Consider the following 23,216-nt stretch of genomic DNA (forward strand, 5'->3'; position numbering starts at 1 on the left):
AGGGCCCCTCCTGCGAACCACCCGTGCATACCCCGATCCGAAATCCACCCCCGTTATCCACAGTGATCCACAGGCTGGGTGGGGCGCCGCGACTCGGGGGGTGGGGTAGGATGGGGGGATGAACACTTTCGGCTCTGCTTCCGCGTCTTCCGTGTCTGGCTTAGGGGGGGGTGATGGGCTGTTGGGCCTGTCGCAGCGTTTGCCGCCGGCCAATCTCGAGGCGGAGCAGGCGTTGTTGGGGGCCCTGCTCGCCAACAACAAGGCTTATGAGCGGGTGTCGGAGTTCCTGGCGGCCGATCATTTCGCCGATGTCGTGCATGGCCGGATCTATGCGGCGATCCAGCGGCGGATCGAGGCGGGGCATCTGGCGGATGCCGTGACCTTGCGGGCGGAATTCGAGCATTCCGGCCTGTTGGATGAGGTGGGTGGCCCCGCCTATCTCGGCCAATTGCTGACGGCGATGGTCGGCGTGATCAATGCCGGCGAGTATGGCCGAGTGATCCACGATGCCTGGCTGCGCCGCCAGTTGCTGGATCTGGGCGAGGTGATGGTGAACCGCGCCTTCGGGGCGGAGCCGGAGCTGGATGGCAAGCTGCAGATGGAAAGCGCCGAGCAGGCGCTGTTCGACCTGTCGCGAGCGGGCGAATCCGGTGGCGGCTTTGTCAGCTTCGAGCGGGCGCTGGCCACCGCCGTGCAGCATGCGGAGAAGGCCTTTTCCAATCCTGGGGGCGTGGCGGGGCTTTCCACGGGTCTGCGCGACCTGGATGCGAAGCTGGGCGGCCTGCATCCCTCGGACCTGCTGATCATGGCGGGGCGTCCCGGCATGGGTAAGACGGCGCTCGCCGTGAAGGTGGCCTTCGGCGGCGCGCGGGCGATCCTGCGGGAGGCGAAGGAGAAGGACCCGCATGGCGTGCCGCGGGGTGGGGTGGCGATCTTCTCCCTGGAAATGAGCTGCGACCAGCTGGCGACGCGTCTTCTGTCGGAGGAGAGCCGGATCTCGGGCGACCGCATCCGCCGCGGCGAGATCAGCCAGCGCGATTTCGACAAGTTCCTGGAGGTGAGCCGGGAGTTGCAGCAGCTGCCGCTGTTCATCGACGATACGCCGGCCATCACGATTTCGGCCTTGCGGACGCGCTGCCGGCGGCTGCAGCGGACCAAGGGCCTGAACCTGATCATCGTCGACTACCTGCAGCTGATGCGCCCGGCGGCCGGCAGCAAGCCGGAGAACCGGGTGCAGGAGATCAGCCAGATCACCCAGGGGCTGAAGGCCATCGCCAAGGAATTGTCCGTGCCGGTGATTGCGCTGTCCCAGCTTTCGCGCGCGGTGGAGCAGCGGGAGGACAAGCGGCCGCAGCTGGCGGACCTGCGCGAATCCGGCTCGATCGAGCAGGATGCCGACGTGGTGATGTTCATCTACCGTGACGAATACTACCTCCAGGCCCGCCAGCCGAAGGAGCTGAGCTTCGACAATCCGCAGAAATTCACCGAAGCGGTGGAGAAGTGGCAGAAGGACATGGAGGATGCGCACAACAAGGCGGAGCTGATCGTCGCCAAGCAGCGGCACGGCCCGACCGGCACCATCCGCCTGTTCTTCGAGGCCGAGTTCACCCGCTTCGGGGACCTCGATACGCATCATGATGGTGGCTATGGCGACTGAACCCACGACGAGGCTGACGATCCGCCCGGTGCAGCCGGAGGATCATGACGGCTGGCTGCCCCTCTGGCTCGGCTACAATGCCTTCTACGGCAGGTCGGGCGACACCGCCCCGGCCGAGGCGCAGACCGCGCTGACCTGGTCGCGCTTCTTCCAGGCCCTGGAACCGATGGAGGCGCTGGTGGCGGAGGCGGAGGGGCGGCTGGTCGGGCTGGCCCATATCATCTTCCACCGCAACACCAGCCTGCCGGGCGCCAGCTGCTACCTGCAGGATCTCTTCGCCGCGCCGGAGCTGCGCGGCCGCGGCATCGGCCGGGCGCTGATCGAAGCGGTCTATGCACGGGCGCGGGAGGCCGGCGCCGGGCGGGTCTATTGGAACACGCATGAGACCAACCACGCGGCCATGCGGCTCTATGACCAGGTGGCCCGCAAATCCGGCTTCATCGTCTACCGGCACGATCTGTGACCGGACACGCGGCCGGCCAGGGGGTGCTGACGGTCGATCTGGCGGCGATCGTCGCCAATTGGCGGGACCTGCAGGCCCGGCATGGCGCGGCCTGCGCGGGGGTGGTGAAGGCGGATGGCTATGGGCTGGGCGCGGTGCCGGTGGCGCGCGCGCTGCTGGCGGCGGGCTGCCGGACCTTCTTCGTGGCGCATCTGACGGAGGGGCTGGCGCTGCGCGAGGCCCTGGGCGCCGGGCCTGGAATCATCGTGCTGAACGGCTTCGCACCGGGGGCGGATGCGGGGGCGGGGCTCTGGCCGGTGCTGAACAGCCTGGGCGACGTCGCGGCCCATGCGGCGGCGGGGCAGGGGGGCGGCGTGCCGCGGCCGGCGCTACTGCATCTCGATACCGGCATGTCGCGCCTTGGCCTGGATCGGCAGGAGCAGGCGGTGCTGGCCGCGGATCCCGGGCGGTTCGCGGGGCTCGACCTGCGTTTCGTGATGACCCACCTGGCCTGTGCGGATGACCCTTCGCATCCGCTGAATGCCAGCCAGGCCGCGCGCTTCGCGGCGGCGGCGGCGGCGATCGCGCCGGGGGTGCCGCGCAGCTTCGCCAATTCCTCCGGCCTCTTCCTGGGCGCAGCCTTCCGCTCCGACCTCGCCCGGCCGGGCTGCGCGCTCTATGGCATCAACCCGACGCCCGGCGCGCCGAACCCGATGCGCCAGGTGGTGACGCTGGAGGTGCCGGTGCTGCAGGTGCGGCAGATCGGGCCTGGCGAGACGGTCGGCTATGGCGCCGGTTACACGGCTGAGCGCAACGTGCGGGTCGCCACCGTTGCGGCGGGCTATGCCGATGGCTACTTACGAAGCCTGTCCGGCCGGTCCCTGGCGCTGTTCCAGGGCCGCGCCGTGCCGCTCATGGGCCGGATCTCGATGGATTTGACGACATTCGATGCGAGCGATTTCCCCGATCTGCAGCCCGGCTGCCGGCTGATGCTGGTGGGCGGGGCGGGGAATACGCCGGACGATATCGCCGCCCGCTGCGGCACGATCGGCTATGAGGTGCTGACCTCGCTCGGGTCTCGCTACCAGCGCCGCTATCTTGGCGGCGTCTGAGATCTTGGAGCGCACCCTCTCGGACCGCCTGCTGGACCCTGTCGCGGCGCTCGGCCGCAGCGCGATCGGCCTGCTGCGCGGCATCGGCGCCATCGCGCTGTTTGCCCTGGAGGCGATCAGCCACCTGGTGCGGCCGCCTTTCTATGGCCGGCTGTTCCTGAAGGCCTTTGTCGAGATCGCCTGGTTCAGCCTGCCGGTCGTGGCGCTGACGGCGCTGTTCACCGGCATGGTGCTGGCGCTGCAATCCTATACCGGCTTTGCCCGCTTCAATGCGGAAGGGGCGGTGGCCAATGTGGTGGTCCTGTCCATCACGCGTGAGCTGGGCCCGGTGCTGGCCGGGCTGATGGTGGCCGGGCGGATCGGCGCCGCCTTTGCCGCCGAGATCGGCACCATGCGGGTGACGGACCAGATCGACGCGCTGTCCACGCTGTCCACCAACCCGATGAAATACCTGGTGGCGCCCAGGCTGCTGGCCGGAACCCTGGCCATGCCGCTGCTGGTGGTGGTGGCGGATACGCTGGGGGTGATGGGCGGCTGGCTGATCGGGACGCAGCAGCTGGGCTTCGGATCGGGCGCCTATCTCAAATCGACCTTCGACTTCCTGCAGCTCTGGGACGTGGTCTCCGGCCTCATCAAGGCCGCGGTCTTCGGTTTCGTCATCACGCTGATGGGCTGCTGGGCGGGCTATCATTCGGGCGGCGGGGCGCAGGGCGTGGGGCGGGCCACCACCTCGGCCGTGGTCGCCTCCTCCATCCTGATCCTGGCGCTGGACTATATCCTGACCGCGGTGCTGTTCAGCCGATGACGGATGTCCCCAAGATCCGGCTGCAGGGGCTCCGCAAGGCCTTCGGGTCGAAGCAGGTGCTGGACGGCGTCGACCTCGATATCCGCGCCGGCCATTCCATGGTGATCCTGGGCGGCTCGGGCTCCGGCAAGTCGGTCACGCTGAAATGCATCCTGGGGCTGATCACGCCCGATGCCGGGCTGATCGAGATCGACGGGCGGGATGTGTCGAAACTGTCCCGCGCGGAGCGGGAGGCGGTGAACGACCGCATCGGCATGCTGTTCCAGAACGGCGCGCTGTTCGACAGCCTGCCGGTCTGGGAGAACGTGTGTTTCAAGCTGCTGGCCCAGCGCCGCATCAGCCGCCGCGCCGCCCGGGACAAGGCGGCGGAGGTGCTGGCCCAGGTGGGCCTGGCCGCCAGTGTGGGCGACCTCTCGCCCTCCGAGCTTTCGGGCGGCATGCAGAAGCGCGTCGGACTGGCGCGCGCCATCGCGGCGGAGCCGGACATCATCTTCTTCGACGAGCCGACCACGGGGCTGGACCCGATCATGGGCGCGGTGATCGATGGGCTGATCGTGGATGTGGTGAAGCGGCTCGGTGCCACCGCCGTGTCCATCACCCATGACATGGCCAGCGCCCGCCGCATCGGCGACGACGCCGCGATGATCCATCGCGGCCAGATCATCTGGCGGGGCGAGGCGCGCAGCCTGGGCGAGACCGGGAACGCCATGGTGGATCAGTTCGCGCGCGGGGAGCGGGAGGGGCCGATCCAGATGGAGCTGCGGAAGTAGGGGCACCGTCTGGCGAGCCGGCCACTTTCCTATCCGGTGGCAAAGCTGCGGCACGCGGCAGCGTGAGTCCGGTAAGGCGGCGCGCCTGCTATCCGACGCCGCCGCCGCAATGCTGACAGCGAGTTCAGCCGTTAATTACCGCGCCACATTAGCGCCATGGCAATCAATACCATCATCAACCAAAGCAAATTGCGGTAAATGTTCCGCGCCTTCATGATAGTGGGATCGCCTGAGTAAGGGTCAATGCTCTGGGCCTTGGTCATGGGCTTGAGAATGCTGGAATAATTAATCGATTCGGAATAGAAGGTCAGGAAATCATATTTTTCTTTCCGTCCGTCCTTCAAATAGATGGTTCTGCATACAAATAACATAACGGTGTAGACCAAAATCAGGGCGGTTGCGAACGTGAGCAGTATCTTGATCATCATCACGGCAACCCCATCGGAAGGTCGTCTGAAGAGCCATAAGCCCGGCAAGCTGTCATCTGAATGGCGCGAGAATCAGCGGAACGTCATATCGTTGACGACAAAACCGATCATGAGTACGAACATCAGAATGAGCAACCGTCTCCGCGTCTGAGCCACCGTTTCCAGATCCCGATCATCCTCGATTGTGATGCTGAAAATCTCTATTCCGGAGGCGGACGGTGCCAGCAAAAATTTTACAAAGGGCATCGATACATTTTTGGTCCGATGGCGATAGAGGCAAAAAATAACGGATAACACCAGGTATAATATAATGTACGATCCAAAGCCCGCGCGGTGAGCCTCCCAATGAGCGGCGTTATATTCGCTGGGGTTCGGAGGCGTGCACAATGCCTCATCCGCCCCCCTTTAACTCTGTTCCTGTTTCGTGCTAGTCGTGCCGCATGGCCAAGCCCACCGCCCGCTACGTCTGCCAAGCCTGCGGCGCGCCGCACCCGAAATGGCAGGGCCGTTGCGACGCCTGCGGCGAATGGAACACCCTCCAGGAAGAAGTCGCCGAACAGCGCGGCCCCGGCCCGGCGGCCAAGGCGGCGGGCGGGCGGCGGGTGGAGTTCGTCGGCCTCAAGGGAAAATCCGCCCCGCCGGCCCGCATCCTGACCGGCATTGCGGAGCTGGACCGCGTGCTCGGTGGCGGGCTGGTGCCGGCCTCCGCCGTGCTGGTCGGCGGCGATCCCGGCATCGGCAAGTCCACCATCCTGCTGCAGGCCGCCGCCCGCATCGCCAGCTCCGGCCGGCGCAGCCTGTACATCTCCGGTGAGGAGGCGGTGGAGCAGGTGCGGCTGCGCGCCGCCCGCCTCGGGCTGACCGATTCCCCCATGGGCCTCGCCGCCGCCACCAGCCTGCGCGACATCGTCGCCAGCCTGGAGGGGGAGGGCGATGTCGCGCTGGTCATCATCGACTCGATCCAGACCGTCTGGCTCGATGCGCTGGACTCCGCCCCCGGCACGGTGAGCCAGGTGCGGGCCTGTGCCGCGGAATTGATCCGCCTCGCCAAGGCGCGCGGCTTCGCCATCGTGCTGGTCGGCCATGTGACCAAGGAAGGGACGCTGGCCGGGCCGCGGGTGCTGGAACACATGGTCGACGCCACCCTCTATTTCGAAGGCGACCGCGGCCACCAGTTCCGCATTCTGCGCGCTGTGAAGAACCGATACGGCGCCACGGACGAGATCGGCGTCTTCGAGATGACCGAGCGCGGGCTGGTGGAAGTCGCCAATCCCTCCGCCCTGTTTCTCGCGGAACGCCGTGGCAATGTCTCCGGCAGCGCGGTCTTCGCGGGCATCGAGGGCACGCGGCCGGTGCTGGTGGAGGTGCAGTGCCTGCTCTCGCCCAGCGCCGGCGGCAGCCCGCGCCGGCAGGTGGTAGGCTGGGATTCCGGGCGGCTCGCCATGCTCCTGGCGGTGCTGGAGACGCGCTGCGGCCTCGGCGTCGGCATGAACGACGTCTATCTGAACGTCGCCGGCGGCTTGCGCATCGCGGAGCCGGCGGCGGATCTCGCGGTGGCGGCGGCGCTGATCTCGGCCGCCACCGACCGGCCGACCGACCCCGGCGCGGTCTATTTCGGCGAGGTCGGGCTCTCGGGCGAGGTGCGGCAGGTCAGCCAGGCGGAGACCCGGCTGCGGGAGGCCCAGAAGCTCGGCTTCACCGCCGCCACCCTGCCGCGCCGCGTGGCCCGCGGCAGTGGCGCCCCCGCGGCGCTGCCCGGCCTGGCGCTGTCCGAGACCGGACATCTGGCCGATCTGGTAGCCGTTTTCGCCGCCCGGACGGTGAAGCGCGCCCCGGCGGCCGGCGCCCCCGCCACACCCAAGGCTTGACGGGAAGACCCGGCTGACGGCGGTACTGCGCCTTTCGGAGGGAATCGGGACCGGATGACGATCCTCGTCACGGGGGTTGCGGGTTTTGTCGGATCGCATGTCGCCGCCGCGCTGCTGGCGCGGGGCGAGCGGGTGATCGGACTCGACAACGTCAACAGCTACTACGACGTGACGCTGAAGGAGGCGCGGCTGGCGCGGCTGAAGCCGCAGCCCGGCTTCACCTTCCTGCGCCTGGACCTGGCGGAGCGTGACGCCGTCTTCTCCGGCCTGGCGCCGGAACTGGCCGGCATCACGGAGATCATCCACCTGGCCGCCCAAGCCGGGGTGCGGCATTCCATGATCGACCCCTATGCCTATGTGGCCTCCAACGTCATGGGCCATGTGGTGATGCTGGAGGCGGCGCGGCGCATGCCGGCGCTGCGGCACCTGGTCTATGCCTCCTCCTCCTCGGTCTATGGCGGCAATACGCGGCTGCCCTTCCGGGAGACGGATCCGGTGGAGCTGCCGGTCTCCCTCTATGCCGCGACCAAGCGGGCGGATGAGCTGATCGGCCAGGCCTATAGCCATATCTACGGCCTGCCGCAGACCGGGCTGCGCTTCTTCACCGTCTATGGCCCCTGGGGCCGGCCGGACATGGCCTATTACAGTTTTGCTCGCGCGATCGCGGCGGGGGAGCCGATCACCCTTTACGAGGGCGGCGCGCTGAAGCGGGACTTCACCTATATCGACGATATCGTGCAGGGGGTGATCGGCTGCCTCGGCCATCCGCCGGCGCCGGGGGAGCGGGCGCGGCTGCTGAATATCGGCAACAACCGGGCGGAGCAGGTCATCACCATGGTGCGGCTGCTGGAGGAAGGCCTGGGCCGCCGCGCCATCATCCGCGATGCGCCGCGCCCGGTGGCGGATGTGGAGGAGACCTTCGCGGATATCTCCGCCATCCAGGCGCTCGCCGGCTTCGCGCCGACCACGACCCTGGCGGAGGGGATCCCGAAGTTCGTCGCCTGGTTCCGCGACTGGCACGGGGTGTGAGGGTCAGCCCTTCGGGTCCTGCCCGCGTGCGGTAACATAGGCGCGCAGCACGGCGTTCATCCAGGTCTGGTAGCCGGGGCCATGGCTGCGGAAGTAGTCCACGATATCGGCGTCGATCCGCAGCGACAGCAGCTTTTTCGCAACGGGCGCCGCCGGCCTGGCGGCCTCGTGCCAATCGGCGGGCACATCCTTCCAGTCGGGGTCCTGCGCGGTGGCGCGGGCGAGATCGGCCTCACTGGCCGAATCGACCCGGGCCCAGTCGCTGCGGCTTTCGCCGCGCGCACGCCGGGCGCGAAGCTCCTCAGCCGAATAGCGCCTGGTGTCGGCGTCGTTCCCCATCACGGGCCCTCCTCAGGGAGATGATCCGCAGGGCGTCGCCCCGCGGCGTGTAGATGGCCACGCAATAGCGGCCTTCGATCAGCCCGATCGCCAGGAAGCGCACGGCATCGTTGCCGGGGCGGGTTTCGGCGATGCAGTGGTCGCCTTCGAACAGCAGGCTGCAATCCAGAAAATCCAGGCCGTGCGCGGCGAGGTTTTTCTCACGCTTTGTCTCGTCCCATTCGAACATCACAGGGAGCTCCGCATCGGGACGCCACCAGCAAAATGCCGTTGGCTGAGGTGTGGCGATGCATGGGAGCTCCTTTGGCAGACCGCTTTGTTCGATGTCGCGGCAGTCGAATTGTAGCTACATTCGCCACTACGCACAACACCTATCGCAGCCGTCCCTTCCACGCCACCATGACACCCGCCCCCCCGACCGCTATAGGCTCGCGCGATGACCTGGGTTGATGCCGTCGTCCTCGCCGTGCTGCTGCTCTCGGCCGGACTCGCCTATTTCCGTGGCCTGGTGCGCGAGGTTCTGGGCATCGGCGCCTGGGCGGGCGCGATCGTGCTTGCGCTGATGGCGGAACCCGCCGTCACCCCCCTCCTCGCCCAGCATGTCGAGCCCCCCTGGCTGGCCACCGGCGTCGCGGTGGGTGCGGTCTTCCTGCTGGTGCTGATCGTCCTGAAGCTGCTGATCGCCTGGCTGGCTGGCCATGTGCAGCGCTCAGCCCTGGGTGGCGTGGACCGCGTGCTTGGCCTGGTCTTCGGACTGGCGCGGGGTGCTTTCGTGATCGTGATCGCCTATATCGTGGCCGGCCTGGTGTTGCCCGCGACCGATCGCTGGCCGGACCCGGTCCGCCAGGCCCGGTCCCTGCCGCTTGCGGCCCAGGGGGCGGCCTGGGTGGTGGAGCATCTGCCCGAGGAATTCCGCCCGCGCCTGCCGGATGGCACGGGCCGCCAGGACCCCAGCATGGACCAGCTGCTGCGCCCCCCCGCGCGCAGCCGGATCTGAAGGACGCGCATGACCCAGGCCAGCCAATGGGATATCGGTGACGACGACCATCCGCATGAGGAATGCGGCGTCGTCGGTGTCTGGGGCAGCGCGGATGCCGCGGCGCTCACGGCCCTCGGCCTGCATGCGCTGCAGCACCGGGGGCAGGAGGCAGCGGGCATCGTCTCCCTCGCCGGGCATGGCAGCGGCGGCCAGGGGCAGTTCCACGCCCATAAGGGCCGCGGCCTGGTCGGCGACAATTTCGGCGATGCCGCCGTCATCGCCCGGCTGCCGGGCCATGCCGCGGTCGGCCACAACCGCTACGCCACCACGGGCGAGACGGCGCTGCGCAACGTCCAGCCGCTCTACGCCGATTTCGAATTCGGCGGCTTCGCGGTCGCGCATAACGGCAACCTGACCAATGCGCATGTGCTGAAGCGCGCCCTGGTCCGCCGCGGCTGCCTGTTCCAGTCGACCACGGATTCCGAGGTCTTCATCCACCTGATCGCCATCAGCCTCTACTCCACGGTGATCGACCGGCTGATCGATGCGCTGAAGCAGGTGCAGGGCGCCTATAGCCTGGTCGCGCTGCACAATGGCGCGCTGATCGGCGCGCGGGATCCGCTGGGCGTGCGCCCGCTGGTGCTGGGCAAGCTGCCCGCCGGCGGCCATGTGCTGGCCAGCGAGACCTGCGGGCTGGATATCGTGGGCGCCGATTTCGTGCGGGACGTGGAGCCGGGCGAGATCGTGCTGATCGACGATGCCGGCGTGCGTTCCATCCGCCCCTTCGCCCGGCCGGAAAGCCCGCGCTTCTGCATCTTCGAATACATCTACTTCGCCCGCCCCGATTCCATCGTGGAAGGCACGCCGGTCTATGACACGCGCAAGCGCATCGGCGCGGAGCTCGCGCGCGAATCCGGCGTCGCGGCGGATGTCATCGTGCCCGTGCCGGACAGCGGCGTGCCGGCGGCCATGGGCTATGCGACGGAAGCCGGCATCCCCTTCGAGCTCGGCATCATCCGCAACCACTATGTCGGCCGCACCTTCATCGAGCCCACGGACCAGATCCGCAACCTCGGCGTGAAGCTGAAGCACAGCGCCAACCGGTCGATGATCGAGGGCAAGCGCGTGGTCCTGGTGGATGATTCCATCGTCCGCGGCACGACGAGCCGCAAGATCGTGGAGATGGTGCGCCAGGCCGGGGCGACGGAGGTGCATATGCGCATCTCCTCCCCCCCCACCACGCATTCCTGCTTCTACGGCATCGACACGCCGGAACGTGCGAAACTGCTGGCCGCGAACCACGACATCGAGGAAATGGCCCGCATCATCGGCGCCGACAGCCTGGCCTTCATCTCGCTGGACGGGCTGTATCGCGCGCTGGGGCGGGAAGGGCGGGACCCCAAGGCGCCGGCCTATTGCGATGCCTGCTTCACCGGCGACTACGCCATCCCGCTGACCGATACCCAGGACAATTCCGAGCGTCCGCTGCCGCTGCTGCAGGTCGCCAACCGGTAGGCCGGGGTGATCGTCACCCTCACCGAACGCCCGGACCTGGTGCCGCTGGTGGCGGGCTGGCGCATGGAGGCCTTCGGCTATCCCGGCCGGCGGCTGGAGGATGGCCTGGCGCGGCTGCGGGCGCCGCGCCGGGGGCCGGAGGAGACCTTCGTGCTCTTCGAGGCGGGCGTGCCGGCCGCGACCGCCGCGCTGAGCCATGACGACCTGGAGTCGCGCCCAGACCTGACCCCCTGGCTGGCCGGCGTGATCGTCCAGCCCGGCTTTCGCGGCCGCGGCCTGGCCGGCCGCATGGTGCGGCAGGTCGAGGATTTCGCGCGCCGGGCGGGGGTCTCGACCCTCTGGCTCTATACCTCCGCCGCCGCCGGGCTCTACGCGAAGCTCGGCTGGCAGCATGCGGGCGTGGAGCAGGATCGCGGCCGCGAGGTCGCGCTGATGCAGCGCCTTCTGGACTAGGATGATGCCGTGAGCCTTCCGCTTGAGAATCGTGTCGCCCTGGTCACCGGCGCCTCCCGCGGCATCGGCGCCGCACTCGCCGTGGAACTGGCGCGGATGGGCGCGCAGCTGGTGCTGATCGCCCGCACCCAGGGCGGGCTGGAGGAGACGGATGACGCGATCCGCGCCGTCTCCGGCCGCGGCGCCACGCTGCTGCCGCTCGACCTGCACAAGGATGCGGAGAAGCAGCTGGACCTGATCGGCCCCTCCATCATGGAGCGCTTCGGCCGGCTGGATATCCTGGTGCACAATGCCGGCGTGCTGAACAAGCTGACGCCCGTCGCGCATATCGAGCCGAAGGACTGGGCGCAGACGGTGGGGGTGAACCTGACCGCCGCCTGGCGCCTGATCCGCACCTGCGACCCGCCGCTGCGCGCGGCGGAGGCCGGCCGCGCCGTCTTCGTCACCACCGGGCGGGTGCTGCGGCCCAAGGCCTATTGGGGCCTCTACGGCGCCACCAAGGCGGGGATGGAGCATCTGGTGCAGACCTGGGCGCAGGAAGTGGCCAGCACGAAGCTGCGGGTGAACCTCTTCGATCCGGACGTCGTCGCCACCAGGATGCGTGCCCAGGCCATGCCGGGCGAGGACCCGGCGACGCTCACCCAGCCGGCCGAGGTGGCGCCGGCTCTGGCCGCGCTGTGCCTGCCCAGCGAGACGCGCAACGGCGAGCGGGTGCTCTTCACACCCTCGCCGCGGCACTGACCTGCAGCTGCAGGCCCGGCCGCTCACCCGCCGCGGCCTGATCGCCGCCGCGCTGGCGGCCCCGGGCCTGGTACGGGCGGCCGAGCCGCTGGAGGTGCTGACCTCCGACATCCGGCCGCTGTCCTTTCCCGGCACGGATCGGCGCGGCATCACCCTCGATATCCTGGCCGAGGCCATCACCGCCATCGGCCGCACGCCGCGCTTCACCTTCCTGTCCTTTGGCGAAGGGGTGGACCGCACCCGTAGCACCCCCGGCACGCTGCTCTGCCCGATCGGCCGCACGCCCGCGCGGGAGGCGCAGTTTGGCTGGGTCGCGCAGGTGGTGGAGGTGCCGCAGGCCATGGGCACGCTGGCCGACCGGCCGGTGCTGGACCTGGACGGCGCCCGCGCCGTGCCCCGCATCGGCGTGGTGCGCAACGGGTTGCAGGAGGTCTTCCTGCGCCAGGCGGGGCTCGACAACCTGGTGGTGCTGGAGACCGGGCACGAGCTGGCGCTGGCCCTCGCCGAGGGGCGCATCGCGGCCTGGTATGCGACGGAGCCTGAGATCCACCAGCAATTCGCCGCCATCGGCCGCCCCGGCGGCATCCGCACCGGGCCGGCCCTGCAGACCATCGCCGCCTGGCTCGCCGCCCATCCCGACCCGCGCGACCTGCCCATCGCGGCGCTGCAGGCGGCGGATGGCACGGCTGCGCGCATCTATCGGAGCTACGCCAGCGGGTAGCATTCATCGAAAATGACAAAATCTGTCTATTGTCATTCGTCACGCCGAGGTCTATCTGCCCGTCACACCCAGTGACGGAGCGACCTCCCATGGACTTCCGCAATCTCGGCCCCAGCGGCCCGCGCATCTCCGCCCTCGGCCTCGGCTGCATGGGCATGTCCGATTTCTATGGCCCGGCCGACGAGGCGACCTCCATCGCCACCATCCATGCGGCGCAGGAGGCCGGGATCACCTGGCTCGACACCGGCGATTTCTACGGCATGGGCCATAACGAGCTGCTGCTGCGCGACGCGCTGAAGGGCGGCCGCCGCGACCGCGCCTTTATCGCCGTGAAGTTCGGCGCCCAGCGCGACCCCTCCGGCGCCTTCATCGGCTTCGACGGCCGCCCGTCCTCGGTGAAGACCGCGCTGGCCTATACGCTGAAGCGCCTCGGCACCGACCATATCGACCTCTACCAGCCCGCCCGCCTCGACCCCGCCGTGCCGATCGAGGAGACGGTGGGCGCGATCGCGGAGCTGGTGGCCGCCGGCTATGTCCGCCACATCGGCCTTTCGGAAATGGGCGCCGCCACCATCCGCCGGGCGCATGCCACCCACCCCATCGCCGCGCTGCAGATCGAATATTCGCTGATGTCGCGCGGGCCGGAGGCGGAGATCATGCCGCTGCTCACCGAGCTCGGCATCGCGCTGAACCCCTATGGCGTGCTGTCCCGCGGCTTGCTGGGCGGCACGACGCCCGGCGGCCGCGGCGATTTCCGCAGCCATTCGCCGCGCTTCCAGGGCGAGAATTTCGTCCGCAACCAGAAGCTCGCAACGGCCCTGGCGGCCGTCGCGGCGGAGCGCGGCGCCACCTCGGCACAGCTCGCCATCGCCTGGGTGCTGGCGCAGGGGCCGCATGTCATCCCCCTCGTCGGCGCTCGCACCCCCGCGCGGCTGGCGGAGGCCCTCGGCGCCCTGGCGCTGCGGCTGACGCCCGAGGACCTCGCCGCGCTGGAAGCCGCCGTGCCGGCGGAGGCCGTCGCCGGCACCCGCTACGACGCGCATCAGATGCAGATGCTGGACAGCGAACGCCCGGCCGCCTGAAAAGGACGCGATGACCGACTCCGCCACAATCGACCCCGCCGCGCTCCGCATGCTGGATGCGGCGGAGGCGCTGATCCGCCGGCATGGCCCGGCCAAGGCGACGGTGGTGGATGTCGCCCGCGCGCTGGGCATGAGCCATGGCAATGTCTACCGCCACTTCCCCAGCAAGGCGGCGCTGCGGGAGGCGGTGGTGGCGCGCTGGCTGCATGCGGTGGTGGAACCGCTGGAGCCCATCGTGGCGGGCGAGGACCCGGCGCCGGAGCGGCTGGTGCGCTACATCCGGACCCTGGCCGGGCTGAAGCGCCAGAAGGTGCTGGGCGATCCGGAGCTGTTCGCCGCCTACCACCTGCTGGCCGAGGAGCACCGGGAGGCGGTTGCCGCGCATGTCGCGACGCTGCGCGGCCATCTCGCCACCATCCTGCGCCAGGGCGAGGCGGCGGGGGATTGGCGGGTGGAGGACCCGGAGGGCACGGCGGTGCTGCTGATGGAAGCCACCATGCGCTTCCACCACCCGCACCATGTCCGTGACCAGGCCGGGGACGACACCGCCCCGGCGCGGCTGGAGGCGATCCTGCGCCTGCTGGTGAAGGGCCTGCGGCCAAACTGAGGGGGTCCTGGCGCGTTGGCTCCGCATGATGCGGCCTTCGCCGCGCAGGAGTTCCCATGCAGCTTCCGACCCATGCCTATGTCGCCGTCGCCGATGGCGAGAAGCTGAACCTGTTCAAGAACACGGGCGAGGCCGGCACGCTGGAGCTCACCGCCATGCAGGCACCGGAGGTCGAGCGCGACAACAAGGGCTCCGGCGGCCGCCATGCCAGCAGCGCCGCCAACCCCTCCGACAGCCAGCAGGAGGAGGACGGGTTTGCCGCCGGCGTCGCCGAGATGCTGAACAAGCAGGTCATGGCCGGCCATGTCGAGGCGCTGGTCGTCATCGCCGCGCCGCGTACCCTCGGCGAGCTGCGCAAGCACTACCACAAGACCCTGTCGGCCAGGCTGCTGGGCGAGATCCCGAAGGATCTGACGGGGCATTCCCTGAAGGACATCGAGGCCGCGATCGTCGCGGCCTGATGACGGCAGGCCCTCTCCCCGTCAGGGGGGGGGGTCTGGCGCGGCGCCTGTTTGTGCAGAACCCAGCGGATCAGGCTGCCCAGCGCCAGGAAGTGCAGGCCGATGAGCAGATAGATCCCACCAGCCACGGCCATCCGTCGGGCAAAGCCCCAGAGGGCCTGTGTCTCGGCTGGCCTGACCTGCCCGGCTGGCCGGCGATCCACCAGCACCTCCACTGTCGTGCCCGGCTGGAGGAAGGTTTCGCTATCCCAGATGGCCGTCGTGCGTCCGCCGTCAGGCCCGGTGAGTGCGAAGGTCGTCTTCCATGTGTTCGCTCGCCCTCCGCTGGGCCAGGCGGATAGAACCTCCGCCACCTGTGGCTCGCCATGGGACAGCAACTGCCAGGTACGGGTGGCGTCGTAGGCCCCGGCGAGCATGGCGAGCCCGCCAATCGTCAGGGCAACGATTCCAAGGCTGCGGAAGAAGCTGATCGGGTCGAGGGTTCTGGCCGGCCTTGGCGACGCGGTTGAGGCGTCCGGGGCGCGGGCTGCCTTCCGCGCCAGCGCGCGCCGGTGCAGCCCGCTGGACAGGGAGCCCAGCGCCGCCATGCCCAGCAGCAAGGCGGAGAACAGGAACCCCGCGAAGGTCCGCGGCGAAAAGGGTCTGGTACCCGCCGGCTCGAGATGCGCGGGGTCCGAGCGATACAGTGCGCGGAGCCGGGTGCCAGGCGTCGGGACGACCCGCCAGCAGGGCCAGACCGCCTCCAGGCGCTGCCCTTCCGGGCCGATGAGAGCGACCATGGCGCTGGTGAGACCGGCTTGGTTGCCGGTGCAGGCCTGCGTGCCGACGACCTCCACGACGCCGGGCCGCAGCTGCTGCCGCAAGCCGATATCCAGCAATGCCGAGACCAGCGTGGCGATCAGCACGGGCACGAAGAGGACCAGCATGAGCCGGCCCACCTGGCGGCGTCGCGCATGGGCCGGCCATGGCTCGAACAGGCTGCGCTTCCTGGGTGCGGCCCCGGCCAGGCCTACTCCTCCTCGGCGTAGGGGTTGTCCGTCCCCCGCAGATGCAGCCGGATCGGCACGCCCGGCATGTCGAACTGCTCGCGAAAACTGTTCACCAGGTAGCGGCGGTAGTCCTCGGGCAGTTGTTCGGCGCGGGTGCCGAAGACGGTGATGGTGGGCGGGCGGGCCTTGGGCATGGTGGCGTAGCGCAGCTTGATGCGCTTGCCCTCGACCAGCGGCGGCTGGTGGCGTTCCTTCATCGTCTCGAACCAGCGGTTCAGCTCGCCGGTCGGCACGCGGCGGTTCCACAGCTCATAGACCGTGCGCACCGTCGGCATCAGCTTTTCCAGGCCACGCCCGTTGGCCGCGGACATCGGCACCACGGAGATGCCCTTCATCTGCGCGAAGCTGCTGGTCAGCGTGTCTTCGAGCTTACGGCGCGTCGCCGTGCGGTCCTCCACCGCGTCCCATTTGTTGAAGGCGATCACCAGGGCGCGGCCCTCGCGCTCCGCCAGCCGGCCGATGCGCAGGTCCTGCTCGTCCATGCCCTGGATCGCATCCACCACCAGGATCACCACCTCCGCCTCCTTCAGCGCGGCGATGCTGGCCTCCGTCGACATCTTCTCCAGGTGCTTCTCGATGCGGGCCTTCTTGCGCAGGCCGGCGGTGTCGACGATGCGGATCGGGCCCTCGGCGTCGCGGAATTCGACGCTGATGGCATCGCGCGTCAGGCCGGGCTCGGGGCCGGTGATCATCCGCTCCTCGCCCAGCAGCGCGTTCATCAGCGTGGACTTGCCCGCATTGGGCCGGCCGAGGATGGCGAGCCGCAGCGGACGCTCCCGCACCTCTCCCCGTCCGCGCCGCGGCTCCGCCTGCAGGCGGTCGCGGACTTCGTCGTGCAGATTGCCGAAGCCGTCGCCATGCTCGGCGGAGACCGGGATGGGATCGCCGAGGCCGAGTTCATAGGCCTCCATGGCCGCCTGCATGCCGAGCCGCCCTTCGGCCTTGTTCGCCACCAGCAGGACGGGGCAAGGCGCCTTTCGCAGCCAGCTCGCGAAGGCGCGGTCGGCCTCCGTCAGGCCGGTGCGGACATCGACGACGAAGAGCACGAGATCCGCCTGGCGCAGCGCGCCCTCGCTGCTCGCGGTCATGCGGCCCGCCAGGCTGTCCGGCGCCGCCTCCTCCAGCCCCGCCGTGTCGATCAGCCGGATGGGCACGCCACCGATCTCGGCCTCCACCTCCTTGCGGTCGCGGGTGACGCCGGGGGTGTCGTCCACCAGCGCGATCTTCCGCCCGGCCAGGCGGTTGAACAGGGAGGACTTGCCCACATTGGGCCGGCCGAGGATGGCGACGGTCTGCATGATATTCCAAAGGTCCGCGCCGCGCGGTGCGCGCGGCCGGTCCCCTCATAGCACCCCGCGCGCCATTTTGCCCGCGCGGGCCGCGAATGGCCGGGTCCTGGGCTAGCGCAGCCCCATCAGCGTCCCGTCATCGCCCAGCAGCACCAGCGTGCCCTGCGCCAGCGCGCCCGGCAGCGTGACGCCCGCCGAAAGCGGCACGCGGCCCGCGATCGTCCCGTCGCCCGGCGACAGCATCAGCAGTTCCCGCTTGCTGGAGGGCACCAGCACGAAGCCGCCAGCCAGGATCGGCGGGCCGAAGCGGGCCGGATCCTCCCGCCGCCGCCCGCCTTCGGGGGAGGGGTCGAGCTCCGCCACCCAGCGGATGCGGCCATCCTCGCGCCCCACCGCCGCGGCCTCCCCGGCGCGGGTCACGGCGAAGACCCAGTCGCCGGTCGCCGCCGGGCCGGTGCCACCGCCGAAGGTGCGTTCCCACAGCCGCCGGCCGCTGCGCAGGTCCACCGCGATGGTGGTATTGGCGAGGCCCGAGGCGAAGACGCGGCCGCGGTCGATCACCGGCAGGCCGGTGATGCCGACGATATCGGCCAGGCTGGTGGCGCCGGTGGTGCCCAGGCCCTCGGACCAGAGCACGCGGCCATCGGTGGCGCGCACCGCCGTCAGCTCCCCGGTGCCGAAGCCGGCCACCACCACCTCGCCCTCCACCGCCGGGGCGGGCAGGCCGAGCGGCAGGGTGGTCAGCGCGCCGGCCCGATGGGTCCAGAGCCGGCGGCCATCCTCGGTGGACAGCGCCACCAGGTGGTTCTCCAGCGTCGCCACGAAGATCCGGCCGCCCACCACGGTGGGGGCGCCGCGGGTGGGCGCCGGGGTGCGGACGCGCCAGCGCACCGCGCCATCCTCCGGCGCCAGGGCCAGCACCTCCGCCATGCCGGTCGCGACATAGAGCACGCCATCGGCGAAGGCGGCGCCACCGCCCACGGTGCCGGCGCTCTCATCCTCCGGCGTCGTCTCCACCCGCCAGCGCCGGCTGCCATCCGACAGTGCGAAGGCGGAAACCTGGCCGGAGGCATCCACGGCATAGATCGTATCGCCCGCGATCACCGGCCCGGCCGTGAGCTGGGAACGGTAGCCGGAGCCGCCGCCGATCGAGGTGCGCCAGGCCTGTCGCGGCTCCGCGCTGAAGGCGGCATGTCCGGGCGCATGGCTCGGCGGGCCGCCCGCCTGCGGCCAGTCCGCCAGCGGGCTGGGCGGCGGCAGGCTGACGCTGCCCTCCAGCCCGGTATCGGCGGCCAGCGGCGGATCGGCGCGCAGCACGCTGCGCCGCTCCCCGGGCAGCGGCACCTTGCGGGTGCCCCAGATGCCGTCGAGGGCGGAGCAGCCGGAGAGCAGGGCGGCCGCGCCCAGCAGGCCGGCGCGGCGGGAGAGAGAGTTGTTCATCATGAGCCGAGCCCCGCCGCCAGCCGCTGCGCGCGTTCGCGCAGCCCGGGTGTTGCCGCCGCATCCGCGGCCAGCGCCTGCAATTGCTGCCGCGCCTCCGCCGTCTCGCCACGGCGGATCGCGACCAGCGCCGCCAATTCGCGCGCCGGCGCCTGCCAGGCATTGCCCGCCTGGGTCAGCGGCGTGATGCGGGCGGCGAGCTGCGCGGCATCGCCGGTCTCCAGCGCATGGCCGACATAAAGGAGATTCGCCAGGTCGCGGTACAGCGCCTCGGCCTGGGCATCGGCGGCCAGCTGGTCCCAGAGCGCCAGGGCGGCGGCGCTGTCGCCGGCCTCCGCCTTCAGCGCCGCCGCGCGCAGCCGGGCCAGGGTGCGGTAGCCGGCCGGGGCTTCCCGCGCCAGGGCGCTGAAACCGTCGGCGACGGCGGGCAGGTCGGCGCCGGGCGCCTCCGCCGTGCGATGCAGCGCGAGGTAGGTATTGGCGGCGGTTGCGGCCTCCCGCGCCTCCTTCCAGCGCCAGGCCTGCAGGCCGCCGACCGCGGCCACCGCCACCAGCACGACGCCGAGGGCCAGCCCGCCCCAACGCTTCGCCAGGCGGCGGGTGCGATCGGCGCGGAGGTCCTCTTCGATCTCGTCGAAGATATCGGGCACGGGCAATCCTTTGGTCGGCAAGGGGGCGGACCATAGCCGCCCATACAGGCCACGTTAAGCCCGCACGCTTAGCCTGCCCCCATGCGCCCCCTCGCCCCCCGCCCGAATCCGCCGCGAAGCTGGCCGCCGGGGGCGGCTGCAGGGCTGCTGCTGCTGGCCCTGCCGCTGCTGGGCGGCTGCCAGATCGGCCCCACCGTCGGCGCCACCGCCGGGCCGGTCCTGGTGGCGAGCGGCGCCTCCCTGATCCTGACTGGGCGGACGCCGGTCGATCATGTCGCAAGCCTGGTCACCGGGCGGGACTGTTCCCTGGTGCGGGTGGAGCGGCGGGAGAGCTGGTGCGCGCCGGAGGCCGCGCCGCCGCCGCCGCAGCCCTTCTGCACCCGCTCCCTCGGCGCCACCGATTGCTGGACGGTGCCGCCGCTGACCGGCCAGCGCGGCGTGGCCGATCCGCCGTGACGGGATTCAGGCCAGCGGGCCGCGCCAGAGCTGCACGCCCGGCTGCGCCGTGGTGATGGGCCGGCCGAGCCGCAGCCGGGCCGGGCGTTCCGCCACCAGGCGCCATTTCGCGGCGCCCAGGGCCTTGATGGCGGCGGCTTCCTCGGCGCGCGTCTCGGGCCGCAGCAGCAGCCAGCGCACCCGCGCATCCAGCAGCGGCTGGGCCTGCCTGAGCAGCCCGATGATCACCCGCGGCACGCCGAGCCGGACATAGTCCCAGGCCGCCTGCCGCTCCAGCAGCTCCTGCGCCAGGGCGCCGCGCGGCGGCAGGCGGGCCGGATCGGCGGCGACGGCCGCCTGCAGCAGCCGCGTCTCGCCCTCCGCCAGCCCCTTCGCCTCCAGCGCCGCCAGCAGCCGGCCGAAATGGCCGGGATGCTCCTCGGTCGCATGCAGCACGGGGGCGAGGCCCCGGCTGCGGGCGGCCAGCGCGCCGGCCAGGGGCAGTTCGGTCTGCGCCGCGCCCAGGAACAGGGCGCGCCAGCCGTCCTTCGCCTGGTCCAGGCTGCGCGCCAGGCCCAGCCATTCGGCGCCATCGGTCGCTGCCTCGGCCGGCATGGGCGTGCCGTTCACCGCCAGATAGGCGGCGGCGAGGCTCGGCGGGCCCAGCGGGTCCTCCGCTTCCACACCGGGCCTGGCCTTGGCGAGGCCAGCCTTGCCGGGCTGGGGCTTGCCGGGCTGGGTTTTGCCGGGCTGGGTCTTGCCGGGCTGGGGCCTGGCAGGCTTGGCCGGGGGTTCCGGCGCAGGTCCGGCCGGCTGCGCCGGGGCCAGGGCGGCGGGCTGCAGCACCGGCTTGGCGGCCAGGATCGCCTGCGCGCCAGCCGGCGCCTGCTTCGCCATCGCCGGGACGGGCAGCGGGGTTTCGGGCGGCGGCAGGGGCGCTTTGCCCAGGGCGCCGAGCAGCGGCCCCTCCCAGATCGGCGACGCGGGCGGCGAGGGCGCCTGCTGCGCCAGGAAGGAGAGCAGCCCGCCGGCCGGCGGCGCGGCCGGTTCCGCAGGCGGGACGGCGAGGGGCGGGGCCTCCGGCGCCAGGGTCAGCAGCGCGGCCAGCGGGCCGAGTTCATGCGGGATGGGCGCCACGGGCTCCGCCGCGGGGGGTGGCGCCGCGGCCAGCAGCGCGGGCGGAGGCGGCGCATCCGGAGGCTCCGCCGCGGCCGCGGCGCTGAGCGCGGCGAGGGTGGTGCGGGCGGCGGGGGGCTCCGCCACCTCGATGGTCGCGGCCGGCTCCGGCTTCGCCGCTGGGGGGGGTGGAGTCGGCGGGGTGCCGGCCTGGCTCGGCGCCAGGGAGGCCCGCAGCCGGGCCGCCCAATCCACGACTCGTTCGTCCTGCTGCGCCATCACCGCCTCCGCTTCCCGTGATCGGCTCTACCAGCCGCGCCGGGCCGTCTCAACCGCTGATGGAGCGTGCTGTCAGGGCGCGAAGCGGGCCGGGGTGCCGAGCGGGGCACCGAGCACCGCATCCTCCCGCATCACCGCCTGGCCGCGGATGATGGTCATCACCGGCCAGCCGGTGCAGCTCTGGCCCGCGAAGGGGGTCCAGCCGCAGGGGGAGGCGATCCAGCTTTCCTCGATCGTGCGGGTCTTCTTCATGTCGACCACGGTGAAGTCCGCATCGTAGCCGGCGGCCATGCGGCCCTTGCCGACAAGGCCATAGACCCGCGCCGGGCCGGCATTCAGCAGGTCCACCAGGCGGGGCAGGGACAGGCGCCCGGCATTCACATGGTCCAGCATCAACGGCACCAGGGTCTGCACGCCGGTCAGCCCCGCGCCGCAATCCGGCCAGGGGCGTTCCTTCGCCGCGCGGCTATGCGGCGCGTGGTCGGAGCCCACCGTGTCCACCGTGCCATCGGCCACCGCGGCCCAGGCGGCCGCCATGTGGCGGGCGTCGCGGATCGGCGGGTTCATCACGGCATAGCCGCCGAGGCGGTCATAGGCCTCGTCCGTCTGGGTCAGGTGGTTCAGCAGCACCTCCACCGTGCAGACGTCCCGGAAGTCCTTGAGGTAGCCGAGTTCCTCGGCGGTGGAGACGTGCAGGATATGCGCGGGGCGGCCGGTCTTGCGGGCGAGTGCCATCAGGCGGCGCGTGCCTAGGAAGGCGCATTCGACGTCGCGCCATTCGGCGTGCATCCGGTGCGGCATGCCGCTGGTATAGGCGGGCTTGCGGGCCTGCAGGCGGTACTCGTCCTCCGAGTGGTAGCTGATGCGGCGGCGCCCGCTGCGCATCACGGCCTCGAGGCTGGCATCATCCTCCACCAGCAGGTCGCCGGTGGAGCTGCCGGCGAAGACCTTCACGCCACAGACGTTCGGCTCCGCTTCCAGCGCGGCAAGCTCGGGAATATTGGACTTGGCGGCGCCGACATAGAAGCCGATGTCGCACCAGGCGCGGCCGGCGACCAAGTCGCGCTTCCAGTCCAGCTTCTCCCGCGTCGTGATCGAGGGGTTGGTGTTCGGCATGTCGAAGACGGTGGTGAGGCCGCCGAGCACGGCCGCCTTGGTGCCGGTGGCGATCGTCTCCACCGCCGCATCGCCGGGCTCGCGGAGGTGGACATGGCTGTCGATCAGGCCGGGCAGCACATGCAGGCCGGTGCAGTCGATGGTCTCGGCGGTGGCGGCGGTGCGGAGGTCGCCGATGGCGGCGATGCGGCCGGCGCGGACGCCGACATCCGCCTGCTCCATCCCCCAGGGCAGGACCACGGTGCCGCCGCGCAGGACGAGGTCATAGGTCTGGGTCATGGCGGCGGTTTCCTCTGTGACGGGCAATGCCGCCTTCCTATAATCCGGGTGCCATGCCCGATACAGCCATCCCCTACGAACAGGATTGGTATGCCTGGACCCAGGACCAGGCCGCGCGGCTGCGTGCCTGGCCGGAGGCGCTGCGCCCCAACGGCCTCGATGTCGTGCAGCTGGCGGAGGAGGTGGAGGATATGGGCGGGTCGCAGCGGCGCGCGGTGCAGTCCCTGCTGTACCAGCTGCTGCTGCATCTGCTGAAACTGGAATTTCACCCGGCCGCCGGCAGCACGCGCGGCGGGCATTGGGCTGGCGAGGTGGCGAATTTCCGCGCGCAGCTGGAGATCGACTTCCGTGACAGCCCCTCGCTGCGGGCGCGCCGGCAGGAATTCGTGGACGTGGTCTGGCCCCGTGCCCTGCGCCAGCTCCGCCGCCAGTTGCGGGAGGAGGCGCCGGACCGGCTGACGGCGCTCGACGCCGCCGCGATGGAGGAGCGGTGCCGCTACGAGACGGACCGGCAGGTGCTGGACGAGGACTGGCTGCCGTCGGGCTGAGACGGC

The 23,216-nt window shown here is 70.7% G+C and carries 26 protein-coding genes; 17 read left to right on the top strand and 9 right to left on the bottom strand.

Annotation, left to right across the window (positions count from 1 at the left end; translation table 11 throughout):
• Nucleotides 1-118 precede the first annotated feature (118 nt).
• Genes ACTIF1_RS18980 through ACTIF1_RS19000 form a run of 5 tightly spaced genes read left to right on the top strand, consistent with a single transcriptional unit; the run spans nucleotide 119 to nucleotide 4,786 of the window.
• Nucleotides 119-1,657: a replicative DNA helicase gene (locus ACTIF1_RS18980; RefSeq protein ID WP_439598026.1), complete on the top strand. Its 1,539-nt coding sequence runs from the start codon at nucleotides 119-121 to the stop codon at nucleotides 1,655-1,657.
• Nucleotides 1,647-2,120 (top strand): GNAT family N-acetyltransferase, encoded by a 474-nt coding sequence (locus tag ACTIF1_RS18985; RefSeq protein WP_439598027.1) that lies wholly within the window; start codon nucleotides 1,647-1,649, stop codon nucleotides 2,118-2,120. The genes ACTIF1_RS18980 and ACTIF1_RS18985 overlap by 11 nt, the downstream gene beginning before the upstream one ends.
• On the top strand, nucleotides 2,117-3,211 hold the full coding sequence (alr, locus tag ACTIF1_RS18990) for an alanine racemase (protein ID WP_439598028.1): 1,095 nt from the start codon (nucleotides 2,117-2,119) through the stop codon (nucleotides 3,209-3,211). The genes ACTIF1_RS18985 and alr overlap by 4 nt, the downstream gene beginning before the upstream one ends.
• 4 nt (nucleotides 3,212-3,215) lie before the next feature.
• On the top strand, nucleotides 3,216-4,016 hold the full coding sequence (locus ACTIF1_RS18995) for an MlaE family ABC transporter permease (RefSeq protein WP_439598029.1): 801 nt from the start codon (nucleotides 3,216-3,218) through the stop codon (nucleotides 4,014-4,016).
• The gene (locus ACTIF1_RS19000) at nucleotides 4,013-4,786 is read left to right on the top strand and encodes an ABC transporter ATP-binding protein (RefSeq protein WP_439598030.1); all 774 of its coding nucleotides are present in this window, start codon (nucleotides 4,013-4,015) and stop codon (nucleotides 4,784-4,786) included. Before ACTIF1_RS18995 ends, ACTIF1_RS19000 begins: the two co-directional genes overlap by 4 nt.
• 131 nt (nucleotides 4,787-4,917) lie before the next feature.
• On the opposite strand, the gene ACTIF1_RS19005 is transcribed toward ACTIF1_RS19000, so the two are convergent.
• Entirely contained in the window at nucleotides 4,918-5,217 is a 300-nt protein-coding gene (locus ACTIF1_RS19005; protein WP_439598031.1) for a hypothetical protein, read from the bottom strand.
• Nucleotides 5,218-5,654: 437 nt separating this feature from the next.
• On the opposite strand from ACTIF1_RS19005, the gene radA reads away from it, so the two are divergent.
• The gene (gene radA / locus ACTIF1_RS19010; protein WP_439598032.1) at nucleotides 5,655-7,082 is read left to right on the top strand and encodes a DNA repair protein RadA; all 1,428 of its coding nucleotides are present in this window, start codon (nucleotides 5,655-5,657) and stop codon (nucleotides 7,080-7,082) included.
• Nucleotides 7,083-7,136: 54 nt separating this feature from the next.
• Nucleotides 7,137-8,111 (top strand): NAD-dependent epimerase/dehydratase family protein, encoded by a 975-nt coding sequence (locus tag ACTIF1_RS19015; RefSeq protein WP_439598033.1) that lies wholly within the window; start codon nucleotides 7,137-7,139, stop codon nucleotides 8,109-8,111.
• A 3-nt stretch (nucleotides 8,112-8,114) separates the two neighbouring features.
• Here ACTIF1_RS19015 and ACTIF1_RS19020 read toward each other — a convergent pair whose 3' ends face one another.
• Both ACTIF1_RS19020 and ACTIF1_RS19025 read right to left on the bottom strand, forming a co-directional pair.
• Nucleotides 8,115-8,450, bottom strand: coding sequence for a BrnA antitoxin family protein (locus ACTIF1_RS19020; RefSeq protein ID WP_439598034.1), 336 nt, complete (start codon nucleotides 8,448-8,450; stop codon nucleotides 8,115-8,117).
• Nucleotides 8,413-8,679: a BrnT family toxin gene (locus tag ACTIF1_RS19025; protein WP_439598035.1), complete on the bottom strand. Its 267-nt coding sequence runs from the start codon at nucleotides 8,677-8,679 to the stop codon at nucleotides 8,413-8,415. The genes ACTIF1_RS19020 and ACTIF1_RS19025 overlap by 38 nt, the downstream gene beginning before the upstream one ends.
• A gap of 207 nt (nucleotides 8,680-8,886) precedes the next feature.
• On the opposite strand from ACTIF1_RS19025, the gene ACTIF1_RS19030 reads away from it, so the two are divergent.
• The 8 genes from ACTIF1_RS19030 to ACTIF1_RS19065 all read left to right on the top strand — a co-directional run bounded on the left by ACTIF1_RS19030 (nucleotide 8,887) and on the right by ACTIF1_RS19065 (nucleotide 15,009).
• Complete coding sequence (locus tag ACTIF1_RS19030) at nucleotides 8,887-9,447, top strand: CvpA family protein (protein WP_439598036.1); 561 nt, start codon at nucleotides 8,887-8,889, stop codon at nucleotides 9,445-9,447.
• A 9-nt stretch (nucleotides 9,448-9,456) separates the two neighbouring features.
• On the top strand, nucleotides 9,457-10,944 hold the full coding sequence (purF, locus tag ACTIF1_RS19035) for an amidophosphoribosyltransferase (protein ID WP_439598037.1): 1,488 nt from the start codon (nucleotides 9,457-9,459) through the stop codon (nucleotides 10,942-10,944).
• Nucleotides 10,945-10,950: 6 nt separating this feature from the next.
• Nucleotides 10,951-11,397 carry a GNAT family N-acetyltransferase gene (locus ACTIF1_RS19040; RefSeq protein ID WP_439598038.1) on the top strand — a complete coding sequence of 149 codons (447 nt, stop codon included), beginning with the start codon at nucleotides 10,951-10,953 and terminating at the stop codon, nucleotides 11,395-11,397.
• 9 nt (nucleotides 11,398-11,406) lie between these two features.
• The gene (locus ACTIF1_RS19045) at nucleotides 11,407-12,138 is read left to right on the top strand and encodes an SDR family NAD(P)-dependent oxidoreductase (RefSeq protein WP_439598039.1); all 732 of its coding nucleotides are present in this window, start codon (nucleotides 11,407-11,409) and stop codon (nucleotides 12,136-12,138) included.
• A gap of 94 nt (nucleotides 12,139-12,232) precedes the next feature.
• Nucleotides 12,233-12,859, top strand: a complete 627-nt coding sequence (locus ACTIF1_RS19050) for a substrate-binding periplasmic protein (protein WP_439598040.1) — start codon at nucleotides 12,233-12,235, stop codon at nucleotides 12,857-12,859.
• 89 nt (nucleotides 12,860-12,948) lie between these two features.
• Nucleotides 12,949-13,941, top strand: coding sequence for an aldo/keto reductase (locus ACTIF1_RS19055; protein ID WP_439598041.1), 993 nt, complete (start codon nucleotides 12,949-12,951; stop codon nucleotides 13,939-13,941).
• A gap of 10 nt (nucleotides 13,942-13,951) precedes the next feature.
• Nucleotides 13,952-14,548, top strand: coding sequence for a TetR family transcriptional regulator (locus ACTIF1_RS19060; protein ID WP_439598042.1), 597 nt, complete (start codon nucleotides 13,952-13,954; stop codon nucleotides 14,546-14,548).
• A gap of 56 nt (nucleotides 14,549-14,604) precedes the next feature.
• The gene (locus ACTIF1_RS19065) at nucleotides 14,605-15,009 is read left to right on the top strand and encodes a host attachment family protein (protein WP_439598043.1); all 405 of its coding nucleotides are present in this window, start codon (nucleotides 14,605-14,607) and stop codon (nucleotides 15,007-15,009) included.
• Here the strand turns inward: ACTIF1_RS19065 and ACTIF1_RS19070 are convergent.
• The 4 genes from ACTIF1_RS19070 to ACTIF1_RS19085 all read right to left on the bottom strand — a co-directional run bounded on the left by ACTIF1_RS19070 (nucleotide 14,910) and on the right by ACTIF1_RS19085 (nucleotide 19,437).
• A complete protein-coding gene (locus ACTIF1_RS19070; RefSeq protein ID WP_439598044.1) occupies nucleotides 14,910-15,935 on the bottom strand; it encodes a hypothetical protein in 1,026 nt (341 codons plus the stop codon). The genes ACTIF1_RS19065 and ACTIF1_RS19070 overlap by 100 nt on opposite strands.
• A gap of 83 nt (nucleotides 15,936-16,018) precedes the next feature.
• Nucleotides 16,019-17,356 carry a ribosome biogenesis GTPase Der gene (gene der, locus ACTIF1_RS19075; RefSeq protein WP_439598045.1) on the bottom strand — a complete coding sequence of 446 codons (1,338 nt, stop codon included), beginning with the start codon at nucleotides 17,354-17,356 and terminating at the stop codon, nucleotides 16,019-16,021.
• 102 nt (nucleotides 17,357-17,458) lie between these two features.
• Nucleotides 17,459-18,790, bottom strand: a complete 1,332-nt coding sequence (locus ACTIF1_RS19080) for an outer membrane protein assembly factor BamB family protein (RefSeq protein WP_439598046.1) — start codon at nucleotides 18,788-18,790, stop codon at nucleotides 17,459-17,461.
• Nucleotides 18,787-19,437, bottom strand: coding sequence for a tetratricopeptide repeat protein (locus ACTIF1_RS19085; protein WP_439598047.1), 651 nt, complete (start codon nucleotides 19,435-19,437; stop codon nucleotides 18,787-18,789). Before ACTIF1_RS19085 ends, ACTIF1_RS19080 begins: the two co-directional genes overlap by 4 nt.
• Before the next feature lie 81 nt (nucleotides 19,438-19,518).
• Here ACTIF1_RS19085 and ACTIF1_RS19090 point away from each other — a divergent pair, with 81 nt between their 5' ends.
• On the top strand, nucleotides 19,519-19,893 hold the full coding sequence (locus ACTIF1_RS19090; RefSeq protein WP_439598048.1) for a hypothetical protein: 375 nt from the start codon (nucleotides 19,519-19,521) through the stop codon (nucleotides 19,891-19,893).
• 6 nt (nucleotides 19,894-19,899) lie between these two features.
• On the opposite strand, the gene ACTIF1_RS19095 is transcribed toward ACTIF1_RS19090, so the two are convergent.
• Together ACTIF1_RS19095 and ACTIF1_RS19100 are read right to left on the bottom strand one after the other, a co-directional pair.
• The gene (locus tag ACTIF1_RS19095; RefSeq protein ID WP_439598049.1) at nucleotides 19,900-21,267 is read right to left on the bottom strand and encodes a hypothetical protein; all 1,368 of its coding nucleotides are present in this window, start codon (nucleotides 21,265-21,267) and stop codon (nucleotides 19,900-19,902) included.
• A 72-nt stretch (nucleotides 21,268-21,339) separates the two neighbouring features.
• The gene (locus ACTIF1_RS19100) at nucleotides 21,340-22,662 is read right to left on the bottom strand and encodes a dihydroorotase (RefSeq protein WP_439598050.1); all 1,323 of its coding nucleotides are present in this window, start codon (nucleotides 22,660-22,662) and stop codon (nucleotides 21,340-21,342) included.
• Nucleotides 22,663-22,715: 53 nt separating this feature from the next.
• On the opposite strand from ACTIF1_RS19100, the gene ACTIF1_RS19105 reads away from it, so the two are divergent.
• Nucleotides 22,716-23,210 (top strand): DUF29 domain-containing protein, encoded by a 495-nt coding sequence (locus ACTIF1_RS19105; RefSeq protein WP_439598051.1) that lies wholly within the window; start codon nucleotides 22,716-22,718, stop codon nucleotides 23,208-23,210.
• Nucleotides 23,211-23,216 lie beyond the last annotated feature (6 nt).

Origin of the sequence: Falsiroseomonas sp., assembly GCF_051860665.1 — a bacterium.
GTDB lineage: Bacteria > Pseudomonadota > Alphaproteobacteria > Acetobacterales > Acetobacteraceae > Falsiroseomonas.

Bases quoted from the DNA above. Each gene is read 5' to 3' on its own strand.
- ACTIF1_RS19065 (WP_439598043.1), top strand. From the start codon at position 14,605: ATGCAGCTTCCGACCCATGCCTATGTCGCCGTCGCCGATGGCGAGAAG.
- ACTIF1_RS19025 (WP_439598035.1), bottom strand. From the start codon at position 8,679: ATGTTCGAATGGGACGAGACAAAGCGTGAGAAAAACCTCGCCGCGCAC.
- ACTIF1_RS19070 (WP_439598044.1), bottom strand. From the start codon at position 15,935: ATGCTGGTCCTCTTCGTGCCCGTGCTGATCGCCACGCTGGTCTCGGCA.
- ACTIF1_RS19055 (WP_439598041.1), top strand. From the start codon at position 12,949: ATGGACTTCCGCAATCTCGGCCCCAGCGGCCCGCGCATCTCCGCCCTC.
- purF (WP_439598037.1), top strand. From the start codon at position 9,457: ATGACCCAGGCCAGCCAATGGGATATCGGTGACGACGACCATCCGCAT.
- radA (WP_439598032.1), top strand. From the start codon at position 5,655: ATGGCCAAGCCCACCGCCCGCTACGTCTGCCAAGCCTGCGGCGCGCCG.
- ACTIF1_RS19015 (WP_439598033.1), top strand. From the start codon at position 7,137: ATGACGATCCTCGTCACGGGGGTTGCGGGTTTTGTCGGATCGCATGTC.
- ACTIF1_RS18980 (WP_439598026.1), top strand. From the start codon at position 119: ATGAACACTTTCGGCTCTGCTTCCGCGTCTTCCGTGTCTGGCTTAGGG.
- ACTIF1_RS19060 (WP_439598042.1), top strand. From the start codon at position 13,952: ATGACCGACTCCGCCACAATCGACCCCGCCGCGCTCCGCATGCTGGAT.
- ACTIF1_RS18985 (WP_439598027.1), top strand. From the start codon at position 1,647: ATGGCGACTGAACCCACGACGAGGCTGACGATCCGCCCGGTGCAGCCG.
- ACTIF1_RS19000 (WP_439598030.1), top strand. From the start codon at position 4,013: ATGACGGATGTCCCCAAGATCCGGCTGCAGGGGCTCCGCAAGGCCTTC.
- ACTIF1_RS19105 (WP_439598051.1), top strand. From the start codon at position 22,716: ATGCCCGATACAGCCATCCCCTACGAACAGGATTGGTATGCCTGGACC.
- ACTIF1_RS19080 (WP_439598046.1), bottom strand. From the start codon at position 18,790: ATGATGAACAACTCTCTCTCCCGCCGCGCCGGCCTGCTGGGCGCGGCC.
- ACTIF1_RS19100 (WP_439598050.1), bottom strand. From the start codon at position 22,662: ATGACCCAGACCTATGACCTCGTCCTGCGCGGCGGCACCGTGGTCCTG.
- ACTIF1_RS19090 (WP_439598048.1), top strand. From the start codon at position 19,519: ATGCGCCCCCTCGCCCCCCGCCCGAATCCGCCGCGAAGCTGGCCGCCG.
- ACTIF1_RS19095 (WP_439598049.1), bottom strand. From the start codon at position 21,267: ATGGCGCAGCAGGACGAACGAGTCGTGGATTGGGCGGCCCGGCTGCGG.
- ACTIF1_RS19020 (WP_439598034.1), bottom strand. From the start codon at position 8,450: ATGGGGAACGACGCCGACACCAGGCGCTATTCGGCTGAGGAGCTTCGC.
- der (WP_439598045.1), bottom strand. From the start codon at position 17,356: ATGCAGACCGTCGCCATCCTCGGCCGGCCCAATGTGGGCAAGTCCTCC.
- ACTIF1_RS19030 (WP_439598036.1), top strand. From the start codon at position 8,887: ATGACCTGGGTTGATGCCGTCGTCCTCGCCGTGCTGCTGCTCTCGGCC.